This is a genomic window from Maledivibacter sp., from assembly GCA_025210375.1.
In the GTDB taxonomy this organism is placed as follows: Bacteria; Bacillota; Clostridia; order Peptostreptococcales; family Caminicellaceae; genus JAOASB01.
The window spans coordinates 77,334-93,515 of sequence record JAOASB010000026.1; the positions used below are offsets into that span (position 1 = coordinate 77,334).

18 protein-coding genes are annotated in these 16,182 nt (G+C 32.5%); 14 read left to right on the forward strand and 4 right to left on the reverse strand.

Translation table 11 applies throughout. The features are described from left to right. Positions 1-11: 11 nt before the first annotated feature. Positions 12-386, reverse strand: a complete 375-nt coding sequence (locus N4A68_09440) for a sulfite exporter TauE/SafE family protein (protein MCT4564514.1) — start codon at positions 384-386, stop codon at positions 12-14. Next, entirely contained in the window at positions 387-743 is a 357-nt protein-coding gene (locus N4A68_09445) for a sulfite exporter TauE/SafE family protein (GenBank protein MCT4564515.1), read from the reverse strand. 313 nt (positions 744-1,056) lie between these two features. On the opposite strand from N4A68_09445, the gene cysK reads away from it, so the two are divergent. The 9 genes from cysK (at position 1,057) to N4A68_09490 (ending at position 8,115) form a co-directional block, all read left to right on the forward strand. After that, positions 1,057-1,983, forward strand: coding sequence for a cysteine synthase A (gene cysK, locus N4A68_09450; protein ID MCT4564516.1), 927 nt, complete (start codon positions 1,057-1,059; stop codon positions 1,981-1,983). A gap of 202 nt (positions 1,984-2,185) precedes the next feature. Continuing rightward, positions 2,186-3,319, forward strand: coding sequence for a cohesin domain-containing protein (locus N4A68_09455; protein MCT4564517.1), 1,134 nt, complete (start codon positions 2,186-2,188; stop codon positions 3,317-3,319). Positions 3,320-3,770: 451 nt separating this feature from the next. After that, the gene (gene nadE, locus N4A68_09460) at positions 3,771-4,526 is read left to right on the forward strand and encodes an NAD(+) synthase (protein MCT4564518.1); all 756 of its coding nucleotides are present in this window, start codon (positions 3,771-3,773) and stop codon (positions 4,524-4,526) included. A 65-nt stretch (positions 4,527-4,591) separates the two neighbouring features. Further along, positions 4,592-5,311 (forward strand): YebC/PmpR family DNA-binding transcriptional regulator, encoded by a 720-nt coding sequence (locus tag N4A68_09465; GenBank protein ID MCT4564519.1) that lies wholly within the window; start codon positions 4,592-4,594, stop codon positions 5,309-5,311. 211 nt (positions 5,312-5,522) lie between these two features. After that, positions 5,523-5,924 (forward strand): DUF805 domain-containing protein, encoded by a 402-nt coding sequence (locus tag N4A68_09470; protein ID MCT4564520.1) that lies wholly within the window; start codon positions 5,523-5,525, stop codon positions 5,922-5,924. A 4-nt stretch (positions 5,925-5,928) separates the two neighbouring features. Continuing rightward, on the forward strand, positions 5,929-6,363 hold the full coding sequence (locus N4A68_09475; protein ID MCT4564521.1) for a MarR family transcriptional regulator: 435 nt from the start codon (positions 5,929-5,931) through the stop codon (positions 6,361-6,363). 81 nt (positions 6,364-6,444) lie between these two features. Next, complete coding sequence (locus N4A68_09480; protein MCT4564522.1) at positions 6,445-7,002, forward strand: flavin reductase family protein; 558 nt, start codon at positions 6,445-6,447, stop codon at positions 7,000-7,002. Positions 7,003-7,229: 227 nt separating this feature from the next. Beyond that, complete coding sequence (locus N4A68_09485; protein MCT4564523.1) at positions 7,230-7,871, forward strand: ribonuclease H family protein; 642 nt, start codon at positions 7,230-7,232, stop codon at positions 7,869-7,871. A 52-nt stretch (positions 7,872-7,923) separates the two neighbouring features. Beyond that, the gene (locus tag N4A68_09490) at positions 7,924-8,115 is read left to right on the forward strand and encodes a hypothetical protein (GenBank protein MCT4564524.1); all 192 of its coding nucleotides are present in this window, start codon (positions 7,924-7,926) and stop codon (positions 8,113-8,115) included. 66 nt (positions 8,116-8,181) lie between these two features. On the opposite strand, the gene N4A68_09495 is transcribed toward N4A68_09490, so the two are convergent. Further along, positions 8,182-8,628 carry a staygreen family protein gene (locus tag N4A68_09495; protein ID MCT4564525.1) on the reverse strand — a complete coding sequence of 149 codons (447 nt, stop codon included), beginning with the start codon at positions 8,626-8,628 and terminating at the stop codon, positions 8,182-8,184. Positions 8,629-9,024: 396 nt separating this feature from the next. Between N4A68_09495 and N4A68_09500 the strand changes: the two genes are divergently transcribed. Next, positions 9,025-9,501, forward strand: coding sequence for an LURP-one-related family protein (locus N4A68_09500; GenBank protein ID MCT4564526.1), 477 nt, complete (start codon positions 9,025-9,027; stop codon positions 9,499-9,501). A 198-nt stretch (positions 9,502-9,699) separates the two neighbouring features. Here the strand turns inward: N4A68_09500 and N4A68_09505 are convergent, their stop codons facing one another. Next, complete coding sequence (locus tag N4A68_09505; protein ID MCT4564527.1) at positions 9,700-9,939, reverse strand: hypothetical protein; 240 nt, start codon at positions 9,937-9,939, stop codon at positions 9,700-9,702. Between the two features lie 361 nt (positions 9,940-10,300). On the opposite strand from N4A68_09505, the gene N4A68_09510 reads away from it, so the two are divergent. The 4 genes from N4A68_09510 to gltS all read left to right on the forward strand — a co-directional run bounded on the left by N4A68_09510 (position 10,301) and on the right by gltS (position 15,906). Further along, positions 10,301-11,917, forward strand: a complete 1,617-nt coding sequence (locus N4A68_09510) for an ATP-binding cassette domain-containing protein (protein ID MCT4564528.1) — start codon at positions 10,301-10,303, stop codon at positions 11,915-11,917. 501 nt (positions 11,918-12,418) lie between these two features. After that, on the forward strand, positions 12,419-13,654 hold the full coding sequence (locus N4A68_09515) for an ATP-binding protein (protein ID MCT4564529.1): 1,236 nt from the start codon (positions 12,419-12,421) through the stop codon (positions 13,652-13,654). A gap of 5 nt (positions 13,655-13,659) precedes the next feature. Next, a complete protein-coding gene (locus N4A68_09520) occupies positions 13,660-14,556 on the forward strand; it encodes a response regulator (protein ID MCT4564530.1) in 897 nt (298 codons plus the stop codon). A 141-nt stretch (positions 14,557-14,697) separates the two neighbouring features. After that, on the forward strand, positions 14,698-15,906 hold the full coding sequence (gene gltS / locus N4A68_09525) for a sodium/glutamate symporter (protein MCT4564531.1): 1,209 nt from the start codon (positions 14,698-14,700) through the stop codon (positions 15,904-15,906). The last annotated feature ends 276 nt before the right edge of the window (positions 15,907-16,182 follow it).

Sequence of the window (16,182 nt, forward strand, 5' to 3'; positions counted from 1 at the left end):
AAAAGACCATGTTATTTATGTGGTCTTTTATTTTTATCTTTATCTTTATAAAAAAATTGATATATCGCCATTATAAATAGAAATATTCCAAAGATCCTTTTTAATAGATTAGAGGGAAGCTTGACCGCTAGCTTGGCCCCAAAATAAGCACCGATAATCCCCGTTAGAGTTAATGGTATCCAGATTTTCTTTTCTATATTTTTGTTCTTTATATGGGTGATTACAGCAATCAAAGCTATTGGAATATAGGTAAAAAGGTTTACGCTTTGTGCCTGTTGTTGCGTTAAACTTGTGAATAATATTAAAGCGGGTATAAGTATGGTTCCCCCGCCGATACCCATTCCACTGATGATGCCAGAGAAAAAGCCAATTATGGAAAAGAACATTTAGAACACCATCCTAAAGGCTGCTATCATCATAAAAATAGCAAATATTTTTCTTAAAATTCTATTAGGAATTTTATTAAGAAGTCTAGCACCTACATATCCCCCTAATACACCTCCAGCAACCACTTTAAAAGTGACATTATATGAAACTATGCCGGATTTCAAATAAATATAAGTACTCACAATTGTTAAGGGGAGAATTATTGAAATAGCTGTAGCATGTGCTTTATGTTCTTCCATTCCTAATAGAAATATCATTCCAGGGACCAATATAGTTCCACCCCCCGAACCAAATAGGCCATTTGTCAAACCAGTGAATATCCCTAAAATACTAATTTTGAATATATTAATTTTCATAAAGACCATCCTCGCTATAGAGAGTTTAGGGTAAATCTTAATCTATACATATCTAAATATCCGATGTTTCTGGGGAGTTTTGAGATGTATAAATTGAAGTTTTGACTGGAATCTCTATATACCATATATATTTAAAGTATCTATATTAATTTAACCCTTTTATAAGGCTTAGATACATAAAATAGTATTAGATGCAAATATATATTATAGGGATTAAAGTTCAACTATGTGGCTATTGACATAAAATTAAATATGGAATAAAATAAAACCATAAAAACCGATATGAATACTATGGATTGAGGAGGCCTCAAAAATGAAAGTAGCAAATAGTATCATGGAACTAATAGGAAATACACCTATCGTAAGATTAAATAAACTAAAACCCGAAAATGGTGCAGATATTTATTTGAAGCTGGAGTTTTACAATCCAGGCAGTAGTATAAAGGACAGAATCGCTGCTAGTATGATTAAAGCTGCTGAAAGGGATAGTTACCTAAAAGAAGGAGGAACAATAGTAGAGCCTACTAGTGGGAATACGGGTATAGGGCTAGCCATGATTGGAGCAGCTAAGGGATATAATGTTATTTTGGTTATGCCGGATACTATGAGTGTTGAGAGAAGAAAGCTTTTAAGGGCTTTTGGAGCCGAGATAGTCTTAACAGAAGGTGCTAAGGGAATGAAGGGAGCCATCGATAAAGCAGAAGAAATTGTTAAGGAAAATCCATCCTATTTTATGCCCCAGCAATTCAAGAATAAAGCAAATCCAGAGGCCCATAGAAAAAGTACTGCTTTAGAAATACTTGACCAAATGGATGATGATTTCGATATGTTTATAGCAGGGGTAGGTACGGGTGGCACTATTACTGGTATTGGCGAAGTCATAAAAAGTAAATTAGATAAGGTCAAGGTTGTAGCTATTGAGCCTGAAAACTCCCCTGTATTATCCGGAGGAAGACCAGGCCCCCACAAAATACAAGGAATCGGAGCCGGCTTTATACCAGATATCTTAAATACGGATATAATTGATGAAATATACAGAGTAGAGGATGAGAATGCATTAGAAACAGCTAGGAAAGTAGCTTTAGAGGAAGGAATTCTAGTAGGTATTTCATCGGGAGCAGCTGTATATGCAGCAATAGAAAAATCAAAGATATTAGGAAAGGGCAAAAAGATAGTTGTTATAATTCCAAGCTATGGTGAACGATATTTATCCGTTAGCAACTTTTATCCAGAAGAATAAATAAAGTAATATTTTTTATTATAATCGTATCAAAAGGTCGCTAAGGCGATCTTTTTTGCTGTAAGGGACTAATTCAGGTTATCGGTGGACAATAACCCTTACTTTTGCTGCGAGTCGAAAAATGTCGGTAAAAATTACTACAAATGTCGAAAAATATAAATTATAATATGTGTAAAATGACATAAATTAAGGAGGACGAAAGATGAAGAGTAAAAAATCGTGGGTAGTGTTATTGATGGTATGTTTTGTTTTTACTAGTTTAGGAATACAGGCTTTTGCAGTAGAGATTGGTGATAGACTGCCGGAGCCAGAAGATGGATGGAGAAGATATGATGATGAAAATTCATTAATAGAATTAGAAGGGAATTGGTTAAGTCAGTCGGCTGGCGGTACGTATAATGGGAGTATTTCGTACAATGGAACATTGGATGATAGTTTTAAATTTAGTTTCCATGGTACAAAGTTTCGTATCATTACTTGTTTAAATCACAATAGAAGTAACAATATTATCGTCAAAGTGGATGGTAGTGTTATTGATAATTATAGTGAATATATTACTAGCGGAGATAAAGGAATTGCCATTGCATATGAAAAAACTGGTTTATCACAAGATGAACATACAGTTGAGATAATTAATAATACTTTAAGTAGTAACAAATATTTTTCTTTAGACGCCATAGACATAGATGAAGACGGAAAATTGATAGAATATAAAGAACCTATTGGGAATTCTATTGTATTGGACATAGAACCAGAAAAAGAGAAAATAAAAGTAAATGAAATAGTAACTGCTAATTTAGTCATAGATAACATTAGCAAAATATCAGCAGAAGATATACGAATAGATTACGATGAAAAAAAATTAGAGTTCTTAGGATTCGAAGAAGTGGATGGAATGAAGTTAGTAAAATCCGTTGAAAAAGCAGAAACCGGGGACTTAAGGGTTATAGTAGCAAGTAAAGGTGAAGCAAATATCATAGATTCTAAAAAAATATTGCTTAAATTAAAATTTAAAGGAATCAAAGTAGGAGACGCTCTTGTGGATATAACAAAGGGTAGAGTAACAGACGGTATTGATATGGAAAAAGACTTAGCCGATAAAGAATGTGACCAGGGAACAATCATAATAGAAGCAGTAGCAGATGTCAATAATAGTGGAGAATTTACATTGCTTGACCTAGGTATTGATGCCAGACATTTTTCTAAAGACCCGGCATCTTCAGAACTAACTAAGTATAACACGGATATCGTTGTAAATGGACAAATAGATGATGAGGATTTGTTAGAAATAGGAAAACTCATATTAGAAAATTCAAATTATGACTTTAATGAATAATCTAAGTTAGATAATATTTAGTATAAGTATACTCTACTTGAGTATGTAAATACCCCCTATGACAATAACTGTTGTAGGGGGGGATTTATTTTATATGGTTATATAATATAGTTAATAGAGTTGCTATTATTTCAACGGACACAATTTTTAAAGAGGTATTTGGGTAAAACTCGCGGTTGCCTATGGTTAATAAGTTTTTATTATGGTATAATCCGTTAATTATGTTATAATATCTTATTATATAGATAATAGGGCAAATTGCATAATTGCCTTACTACAAAAACTGTCTACTATATATAGTTTAAGAATCCTCAAGGCTATATCATCAAATATGCTTATATCTTAAGAAATTAAATCAAGGATGATATTCGCATATTAGGCCTAGCCAAGTAAGAATTATGCAATTTCCTCAATAAAGATAAAACTGAATATAAAAACATGAGGTGGTAAAATGAATAGAACTATTGATGAAAAAATTAATCGCATAGTTGAGTGGCTTAGGAGCCAAGTTGAAAATTCAGGAACCGATGGGTTGATTGTAGGACTTTCCGGTGGAATTGATTCCTCCGTAGTAGCCTTTCTTATTAAAAAGGCATTTCCTAAAGATTCTATGGGAGTTATTATGCCCTGTAAAAGTAACGAAAAAGATAAAAATGATGCTATAGACGTTGCTGAGGCTGCTGAATTAAGACATATTACTGTGGATTTGACTGACGATCAAGACAATATTTTTGGTAAAGTAACTAATGAGCTTATAAAGGAAAAACTAGATGCAGATAAAAATAGAAAACTAGCTGATGCAAATCTTAGAGCAAGAATGAGAATGAGTACCCTATATACAGTGGCAAACTCACTTAATTATTTAGTGGTAGGGACTGATAATGCTGCTGAAGTTTATACTGGATACTTTACTAAATATGGAGATGGAGGAGTGGATATTCTTCCAATAGCTAATCTAACAAAGAGAGAAGTATATGAATGGGCAAGATATTTAGGGGTACCTCAGACAGTATTAGATAGACCCCCTTCAGCAGGACTTTGGGAAGGCCAAACCGATGAAAATGAGATGGGAACTACATACAATATGATAGATGATTTAGTAGAAGGAAAGGAAATACCCCAGAAGCATAGAGATATAATTGAGGGGCTTAATAAAAGAACTGAGCATAAAAGAAAAATGCCTCCATCACCTCCCAAATATGACTAGAATTTATTGTTGAATGCAGTTTAATATGATAAAATATTTGCAGATGCAAAAAGGGAGGATTTTTTATGGGTAGAATAGGTACTATAGTTAATAGAAAAAATAAGCAGGATGCTAAGAAAGCAAAAGTATTTACAAAGCTTGGAAGATATATAATGGTTGCAGCAAGAGAAGGCGGTTCTGATCCTGAATATAACGCAGCATTACAAACTGCTATTGAAAAAGCTAAGGCCGCGAATATGCCTAATGATAATATAGATAGAGCCATAAAAAAGGGAGCAGGAGAGCTTGAGGGTGTTATATTTGATGAGTTCACATATGAAGGCTATGGACCAGGTGGAATTGCAGTATTAGTTGAGATATTGACTGATAACAAAAATAGAGCTGCTGCCGATGTAAGAAGTTATTTTTCTAAGTGTGATGGAAACTTAGGGGCAAATGGGTGCGTAGCATTCATGTTTGACCATAAAGGCGTTTTAGTAATTGACAGAACTGATTCAATGGACGAAGAAGAAGTAATGATGCAAGTCCTTGAAGCTGGAGCAGAGGATTTTATGGCAGAGGAAACTCACTTCGAGATATATACTGAGGTAGGTGACTTTGCTGCCGTTAGAAATGCTCTACAAGCAGACGGCTACGAGTTCTCAATGGCAGAGCTTAGATATCTTCCACAAACCATGACTGCTCTTACAGATGAAGACCAGATCAAGAAGATGAATAAGCTTATTGATCTTCTTGAGGATTGTGATGATGTACAGAACGTTTATACGAATTATGAAGAAATGTAAAAGTGTTGGAAAACCTGGTTTGTATAGTAGGTAAAGACAAACCATGATGTATGATGGGACTACCTTAGTTTGATAGGGTAGTCTCTTTAAGTTGAAAAAATATTTAAGTTCCTGTTGACATAAATTTTCTTGGGATGGCTGTGTGTGAATTTAGACTTGTTTTAATGATTTTGCTATAATATGGCTAGCGGTTTAGATGGGAGCTGATCTTATGCATAATATTTTTACACCAAATGGTAGAATACGTCGTAGTCATTTCTGGGGGTATCTTTTTATGTTAATGATATTGGAATCAAGTATAGGTGCCCTTGTCACAGCATATCCCTATGATGGAATCCATATAATAATCCATAAAACTTTAGGGTATATAGTAAGATTGGCTGAGGTTTGGAGTATATCATGTCTCATGGTTCAAAGACTACATGATCTAAATAGACCCTTAGAACATCTTTTATATCTCTTAGTCCCAATTTACAATATATATGTTCTTTTTTGTATATTGTTTGTCAAAGGGAATGATGAAATAAATAAATATGGTAAATCACCATATTGCTCCTTTGGGACTTGTGAGTTTGACAATGGTTCAACATTGAACTATAATGAAGATAGGTGATATAATGTATGAACAAAATAGGAGCATTGCTAGATATAATTCTTTACTGCAAACCAAGATTAATAACTTTTTTAGAAATGAACTTCTAGAAATAGGACATAAGGATTTACTACCCAGTCATGGAAGACTGTTGTCTATTGTATATATAAATGGTGGGCGGGTACAGATAAAAACCCTGTATGAGACTATGCTCAAACAAAAATCCACCATAACTGAAATGATAAACAGGCTTGTAAAACTAGGATATTTGATGAAAGAAGGATGTAAGGACGACAAAAGAGTTACTTATGTCGTGGTGACTGAAAAAACTATTCATCTCAAGGAAGATTTTGATAAAATTTCTGAAAGATTAATAGATAAGCTATATGAAGGATTTACACCCCAAGAAAAGGATAAATTTGTATCATTGATGGTAAAAGCAATTACGAACTTTACTTAAGAATCATTATACAGGTTCTTAAGTAAAGTTTTAGATAAATAGTTCAAGATTGAATTAAAATTAAAAAGTGAGGTGTTGATTTTGAAAAAGAATTTGGGATCAGTAGTAGGATTATATCCTACACCGGTGGCTATTATAGGGACTGAGATTGAGGGAAAGGTTAATTGGATGAATGTGGCACATCTAGGCATATGGGGAATGGATAAGATGCTTCTTAGTATAGCAAAGGGTCACTATACAAATACGGGATTAAAAGAAAATAAGACTGTTTCCGTTAATATGGTCGACAAGGGTATGTTAGCAGAAGCGGATTATGTAGGAATGGTATCGGGTAAAAAAGTTGATAAATCAGATGTATTTGAATACTTTAATGGAGAGTTAAAGGGGGCACCCCTTATTCACAAATCACCAATTGCTATGGAATGTGAAATAGTAGAGGTATATGAAACAGAAACCTATGATCATTGTATCGTAAAGCCTGTAAATACATATGCGGATGAAGAAGTATTATCCGACGATGGAAAAATCGATTATGAAAAAGCAAAGCCAATTTTATTTGAAATGCATAAAAGACAATATCTAAGTACAGGAAATGCAGTTGCGAAATGCTGGGATATAGGAAAGGAATATACAAAGTAGTTAATGGTTATAATGTGAGAAATAAGAAAAGATGTGCATAGTATATTTCAAAAAATCATAGAATGGTTCACTCCTTGATTTTTGGCTGTAAATAATGATATACTATAGCTAAGCTATGGAAAATCACACCACTTTTGTTTATGTTATTTAAAACATATAAAAGTGGTGTTTTTATATTAGTTTGAAAATTGGGGAATATAAATATAAGTACACATGGGGAGGCAACAATGTCTGAGAAAAAAAATAAATACATATACGCTGTAAGAAAAGGTAAAAAAGTTGGGATGTTTAATAGCTGGGCAGAATGTGAAAAACAAGTAAAGGGATATTCAGGAGCTGAGTTTAAAAAATTTAAGACAGAAGGTGAAGCATTAGAATACATAAAGGGGTCTAATGCCAATAATACTGATAAAGGGGATAGTTCTAATATATATATCACCAATGATTCTAATGGTGAAATTATTGCCTATGTAGATGGAAGCTATGATAATAGGACACATAAGTATTCCTCAGGTATTGTAATATTATATGACAATGAAAAAATCACCATGAGCAAATTAGGTGAAGATAAGGAATTGGCTGATATGAGGAATGTGGCTGGGGAAATTAAAGGTGCAGAAATAGCTATGAAATTTGCTTTAGATGAAAATGCTTCCAGCTTAACAATATATCATGATTATGAAGGAATTGAAAAATGGTGTAGCGGTGCTTGGCAGGCTAGAAAGCCAGGGACAATAAAATATAAACAATATTATAATGAAGCATCGAAGAAAGTAAAAATAGGATTTGTCAAGGTTAAGGCACATTCTGGTGACCGATATAATGAAGAAGCAGATCAATTAGCAAAAAAAGCATTGGGACTAGCCTAAAAGCTATACAATTTATATTAGATACTAAAATGTATAAAGAGGAGAAATAGATATGGAGGTTAAAATATTTATTAAGGGTAAAAGGGAACCATTGATTTATAAAGGAGATAGAATCGATGTACTGGATTTTGAAATAGATAATATTAAATATAAGCAAATAAGATATTTTAATTTCAAAAAAGGAATGAGTAAAAGTGAGTTTGTCCAAGAAGATCTTATTAGTAGGATAGTTGAAAATAAATAATAAGGGGCAAAATAATCTCACCACTTTTATATGAATATTAAGATCATATAAAGGTGGTGTTATATTCTATTTATAATTAGAAGGAGTTCCCCAATATTCAATACGATTAAATTTAGGATAAATTGAATAAAAGTGAACAAATATAGGAGCATTATCTAAAAAAGGATGGGCATTAAAGAAATCCTTGTCTCCATAACGTATAGCTTCCAGTGCTAAGGGCAGTTCTCTTATAAATATTTCATTACGTCTTGAGGTCGTAGCTAAACCATTCTGGCCGTCAACGTGAACATATACGGAAAGAACATACCTGTTATTTATTAAACTCCATTTACCTAAGACCTCATCCCTAATTGGCATAATCTTATCATATGCATAATTTCTACCAATTGTTAAAAAAAGATCTCCCGTTATATCTGAATGGGTCAATGTATAATGCCGAGGGATAATAGGGTTTCTAGGAGTGACCCCTAATCGAAATTCCACATTTAATTTCTCAGGCTTTAGCCTTTTCACCATTAATACCTCCGTTCTTATATAAGTATATCTATATATAATATTCATTTGAGTGGCATTTAGTGAATGAGATATAACAAATGAGCAAATTGCATAATTACCTTCTGCAAAAACTATCTACTATATATAGTCAAAAAACCTTAAGAACTATACCGTATATATTATGCAACTTAGCCAAGTAAGAGTTATGCAATTTCCTTAAATTCAAATTTTCACAAAATATCACAGATTATTTTTGAATTTTAATGTATTATATATATAGGGTTTTCATAGTATAACTTAACTTATACATGGACAAATATGCGATGTTTCTGGGCATTTTGGACTTGTATAAGTCAAGGTTTTAGCTAGGATATCTATAGATTTATATAAAATATTATATGAGGTGAGTTTAATATGAAATATATTATAAAACAAAAAATATTTAGCTTAGGAACGAGCTTTTATATCAAAAACGAGCTTGAAGAGGATGTATATAGTATAAAGGGCGAGGTATTTTCTTTAGGCAAAAAACTAAGATTATATGACCTAGAGGATAGAGAACTAGTATATATCGAGCAGCAGCTTTTCAATTTTTTACCCGTATACAATATATATGTTAATGGTGAGGTTATAGCTAAAGTGAAGAAGAAGTTTACACTGTTCAGAACTGAATTTTCTATTGAAAGTAAGGGAAAAGAATATATTTTAGAAGGCGATTTCTTAGCCCATGAGTATAAAATATTATCCCAAGGGCTAGTGGTAGCAAATATCAGTAAAGAATGGTTCACCTTTTCCGATACCTATGGAGTTGATATATCTGAAGGGGAAAGTCATCCCTTTATACTAGCTATGGTAATCGTGTTAGATCAAGCATGCCACGAGGGAAGGTAATAATAAAGAAGACGACTATTATGTCGTCTAAGGCTGCCTAAAAACCCGAATTTCTTCGTTGTTGCTGAAACCAAGAACCCTTACGTATATCTATATACGCTGCGGCCTCTTGCTTTCAGCACGCCTCGAACTTCGAATTCTTAGGCAACCTGCCATCTTGTAGACTTTGGCTACAATCTGAGACGACTATGATGTCGTCTATCTTTTCTTTTTCAGTATTATATTATATCCCAATTCAGTTTTGCCCTTTGATTCCAGTTCTTTCTCGAAGGTATTAAAGGATTTATTTAGTCTATCCTTTGCATTGTTCATCCAATCCGCACCCATCCACAGCTGTAGAGTATCTACGGCTTCATAGAGTGCAAGTTCAGGCTCATTTGCTTCGATGTCAAAATTTTTAATAGTATTATTTTCCTTAATGCTCAATTCATAAGTCATATTATCACCCACTAATATTGTTTGTATTTTAATGTATTTTAATATCTAGGAAATTATGGTTTGAAAACTATAATTTTAGACCCATACATTATAACAAATCTTAAAATGAAAATAAATAAAAAGTATTCAATTATTTAGATAAAGATTGTATAATAGAATAGGTTGTACAAAACATTGCACAATTAATTGAGGAAATTATATAATTTTAGCTTTTCTCAGTTGTGTAATTTTTTTTGAAATCATAAAAAACAAAAGTGTTTAAGACCCTTTTGTTTCTAGTTATAAAACTGAGAGGAGGATGTTATGCAAGTATAGATATGGTGATAAATTCACATTCTATATAGTTGTATAACAAATTAAATTGATTACAGTTACAGGAATTGGACTAAGATTTGGGGATAAGAAATTATTTGAAGATGTGAATGTAAAATTCACCCCAGGGAATTGTTATGGTGTAATAGGTGCTAATGGAGCGGGTAAATCAACTTTCCTAAAGATATTATCCGGTGAAATAGAACCAAATACTGGAGATGTGTCTATAACACCGGGGGAAAGATTAGCCGTACTAAAACAAAATCATTTTGAATTTGATCAATATACTGTTTTAGATACAGTAATAATGGGATATAAAAGGCTTTATGAGATAATGCAAGAGAAGGATGCTCTTTATCAAAAGGAAGATTTTAGTGAAGCCGATGGAATAAAAGCTTCTGAGCTTGAAGGCGAGTTTGCAGAATTGGATGGTTGGGAAGCAGAAGTAAATGCTGAAAAGTTATTATTAGGCTTGGGAATAACTAAGGATTTACATTATAAGAAAATGGAAGAATTAAAGGGTAGTGACAAGGTTAAGGTTCTATTAGCCCAAGCTCTTTTCGGTAATCCAGATATTCTTTTGTTAGATGAGCCTACAAATCACTTGGATTTCAAGACCATAAACTGGTTAGAGGAATTTTTAATTAACTACCAAAATACTGTTATAGTTGTATCCCATGATAGACATTTTCTAAATAAGGTATGTACACATATGCTGGATATAGATTTTGGAAAGGCTAAATTATTTGTGGGTAACTATGATTTTTGGTATGAATCTAGTCAATTGGCATTAAAGCTAATAAAGGATCAAAACAAGAAAAAAGAAGAAAAGATTAAAGAACTCCAATCCTTTATTGCAAGGTTTAGTTCCAATGCTTCAAAGGCAAAGCAGGCAACAGCAAGAAAAAAATTATTGGACAAGATTACCATAGATGATATACAGCCATCATCAAGAAGATATCCTTTTGTGGGAATTACACCGGATAGAGAAGCTGGTAAGGACATTTTAATTGTAGATGGAATAAGTAAAACAATAGATGGGGTAAAGGTCTTAAATAATATATCATTTACTTTAACCAAGGGAGATAAAATTGTTTTTCTTGGAAAAAATGAGATGGCAAAGACAATTCTATTTAGGATATTAATGGGTGAAATTGAAGCCGACGAGGGAACCATAAAGTGGGGGGTTACCACCAAAAGAGCATATTTGCCGAAGGATAATGCTGAGTATTTTGAAGATGTTGATATGAATCTAATTGATTGGCTTAGACAATACTCCGAAGAAAAATCTGAGACATTTATAAGAGGCTTCCTAGGAAAAATGTTGTTTTCCAGTGATGAACCTTTGAAAAATGCTAGTGTTCTTTCTGGTGGGGAAAAGGTAAGGTGTATGTTTTCAAAATTAATGCTTTCAGGGGCAAATGTATTGATTCTTGACGAACCAACTAACCACTTGGATCTAGAGTCTATTCAAGCTGTAAATGATGGGTTAATAGCCTTTAAGGGGACTATGCTATTTACTTCCCATGACCATAAGTTCGTTCAATCTATTGCAAACAGAGTTATTGAAATAACTCCAAATGGAGTGTTTGATAAACAAATTACCTTTGATGAATTCCTTGGAAATGAAGAAATTCAAAACGCAATCAATAAAATGTACAAGTAATAATATTTCCGAGGTAATAGCGGGAATTCTTCATATTCAATCAATATCTATTATAATTTGACGAAGTTATAGGTTTACGCTTATAAAGTTTTGCCTATTCAAGTAGTCACTGATAATCCCTTTATGCTCCTCCTACAAACCAGTTTTTCATCTAGTTAATAAAATTTTAGAATGAACTGAAGGTTCGTGGGAAATTTTATGGTATTTGCTAAGAGTAAATAGACTGCATTACTTTAACAGGACAAAATTGGTTTGTAAAGGGAGCTAAAAGGAAATCGCTATATGATAAAAGCTTTAAGTTATCAATCTGCTAAAGATCACCTTCTTATGTAACCACCTATAAATAATAAGAAGGTGATTTTATCTTACTAATATTTCTTTGAAAGTATGATAAAGATAGTTATAACTGATGGGCTTATACAATTGACATTACCAATTTTTCGATATGATTTTCAAGAGATTTATTAGAATTTTTATATTTACTAAAAATTGGAGGTTGAGATGAAAAACCACAAAACATATCTATTGTTAACATTGGTTATAGCTTTTTTAAGTGAAATATATTTCTATCCCTTCGCCAGTAGTTTAAGGTTCTCCGTAGGTGTTATAGCACTTAGCCTATTTATTTTGATGATCAATGATATTTCTGAACTGAAGTTATCATTTTTATGTGGATTAGCAGTTTTTTTAATTAGAAATATCATAGGTATTCTTTTTAAAGACATGACTATTAGTGGGGCTGCTTTGTTAAACATACCTTCAATGTTTTACTACATACTGTATGGTTTACTTGCGAAAGGGATGAAGGTTAAAAATGATAAGGATAATCTTTTAAGAACTGTTTTGTTTCTGACGGTGATTGATTCATTAAGCAATGTTCTAGAGGCGGTTATAAGGAATAATATTTCATTGAATATGATAAAAGTTATTTTTCTCGTAGGTTTAATTAGGAGTTTCATGGCATATTTTATATATTGGTTTTATAAAAAGCAGGAATTATTTATATTGGCTAGGGAGCATCAAAAAAGATATAGTCAACTAAATAAGATAATTTCAGATATTCAGGCTGAAATGTTCTACTTGAAAAAATCAATGAAGGATATTGAAAGGGTAATGAGTAAGAGCTATAGTTTATATGAAGAATACAAAGATAATGAAAAGTTGAAGGAAAAAACTCTGAATATATCAAGGGAAGTACATGAAATAAAAAAGGATTATTATAGGGTATTAAAGGGCTTTGAAAGTTTTTTGAAAAATTTTGAAAATAATGGTACAATGACACTCGAAGATGTTTTTGCGATTATTAGAGATAATATAACTAGATATCTTAGGGAAACCAATAAGATGATAAAAATTTCCTTTGATTTCAAAGATAACCTTGAGATAAAGAATTATTATTCTTTATTCTCTATGCTTAACAATTTAATAATAAATAGTATAGATGCATGTGGAAACGGGGATATAATAGAAGTCATACAATTTAATGATGGGGAAAATGTTTGCTTTGAAGTTAGGGATACTGGAGAAGGTATAGAAGAAGAAATTCTTCCTTATATTTTTAATCCAGGCTTTACAACTAAATATGATGAAGTAACGGGAAAATCGTCTACGGGTATTGGACTCCCCCATATAAAAAATATTATTGAGGATCTAGATGGTGATATTGAAATAAAATCAAATATAAATATGGGAACACGGATAAGCCTAATAATACCCAAAAATTCATTGATCGGGTGATGCTTATGGATAAGACTTTTTTAATAATTGATGACGATATTAATATCAGAAAAATGTTGGGGTTTTTGATACGCAAAGAGAAACTTGGGAAAGTTGTAGCTGAGCTGGATAGCGGAGAACATGCAGTTCAAGAAATCATTTTTTACAATCCGGATATCATACTTATAGATTTACTTCTTCCTATTAAAGATGGAATTGAGATAATTAAGATGGCTAAGTTAGAAGGCTACAAGGGAAAGTTTATTATGATCTCTCAGGTTGAGGATGAAGAAATGATTTCAAAGGCCTATGAAAGCGGAATACTATTCTTTATTAGTAAGCCAATTAATAATATAGAAGCTATTAATGTTATTAAGGGGGTCTGTCGTAATATCGAACTTGAAAAGTCCGTGGCACTAATAAAAAATGCCGTACTAAATATTGGCGAAATAAAGGGTAGAGATTCCTCAGGGGAAGTTGGCCTAGATGAGCAAATCGTTAATATATTCACCGACATAGGGATTGTTGGAAATACAGGAAGTAGCGATTTAAAAAAAGTCATTTATAAAATAATAGATATGAAGCGAAGAAATCCCTCTACCACATATCAATTGCAAAAAATATATGATGAGCTTGCAAAGGAAAAGAGTTTAGGGGAAGATGAAGTTGCTAATAAAAGGACTATTGAGAAAAGGATCAGAAGAACTATTCAAAAATCTCTTCAAACCATTGCGGAATTAGGACATGATGATTATTACAACACCAAGTTTTCAGAGTATAGTACAACGTTGTTTGACTTCAAGCAAGTTAAACAAGAAATGAGGCATATTGATAATCCCAAGCAAGAGCGTGGAAAGATATCTATTAAAAAATTTATTGAAGGTATGATTTCCAAGTTGAATTATCAGACAAATGAAATATAAATTTCACCGAAAATGAAATATTAGAAAAATCTAAAAAAATGCTGTGCCATTCTGTCGGAAAAGGGGAGATGAAGTCGTACGTATGTATAATAATTTTAGTATGTAATCGCTACATAAAATTATTATATGGAGGTATGATGAATGGTATTAAATCTTGATGTGGTACAAACCCTTGCATTAGCAATAGTAATTTTATTTCTAGGTCAAGGAATTAAGAAAAAGGTAAATTTCTTTGAGAAATTTTGTATTCCTGCTCCGGTAATTGGTGGAATCATATTTGCAATTTTAATTTTAATATCTAGGCAAACGGGAATCTTTACCTTAGAGATGGATATGACACTTAAGAATTTATTTATGACAGCATTTTTTACAACCGTTGGATTTACAGCAAGCTTTAAGTTGCTTAAAAAAGGTGGATTACAGGTCGGAGTATTTTTAGTATTTGCTATTATATTAGTAATTTTACAGGATGTTGTTGGCATAGGCTTGGCAAAGGTTTTCAATATTAATCCACTTATAGGACTTAGTACAGGTTCCGTACCAATGACGGGAGGACATGGTACATCTGGTGCATTTGCCCCAGTGTTTGAACAAAAAGGAGCTGTAGGAGCGACTACAGTTGCCATGGCATCAGCAACATTTGGATTAATCATGGGTAGTATGCTTGGTGGACCTTTAGGAAAACGATTGATTGAAAAAAATAATCTCTTAGAAAAAGTTCAGAAGAAGGATAATATAGGATTATCAGAGGCAGCAATCGCGGAAGTGGGTCTAAAAAGTGAATTGAATTCAAGTAGTTTTATGGCAGGGGCTGCACAAATTATTTTAGCCATGGGAATAGGAACCATAATATCAATGCTTATTCAGAAGACCGGTAGGACATTCCCTCCATACCTTGGAGCAATGTTTGCGGCAGCGATTATTAGAAATATATCTGATTTTTCAGGTGCCTATAAAGTTTATAGAGAAGAAATCGATATTATCGGAAATACTTCACTGTCCATATTCCTTGCAATGGCATTGATGGGATTAAAACTATGGCAGTTAGCTGATTTAGCCGGCCCACTTGTTGTGATGCTATTGGCTCAAGCAGTTCTTATGGGATTATTTGCTTACTTTGTGACATTTAATGTAATGGGTAGGGACTATGAAGCTGCAGTTATGGCATGTGGACACTGTGGATTTGGTATGGGAGCTACACCGAATGCGATGGCTAATATGAATGCTATTTCTAGCAAATTTGGACCTTCTCCAAGGGCATTTTTCATATTACCCTTAATAGGTAGTTTGTTTATAGACTTCTTTAATATTGGTATAATTACGTTCTTTATGAATTTCTTTGTAAAATAGTCAATATAAAAAGCTTCAGTGAAAATTTTTCACTGAAGCTTTTTATATTGACTAACTATTTCTAAAACTAAATGATTATTTGGGGTTTGGGGATATAAAATATCGAAAAAATAACATTTTAAAAGGAATAGATATTTGAGGAAATTGCATAACTCTTACTTGGCACAATTGCATATGCGAATATCATCCTTAATTTAATTACTTAAGATATAAGCATATTTGGTGGTATAGCTTTGAAGATTTTTAAACTACATGTAGTAGATGGTTTTTATAGAA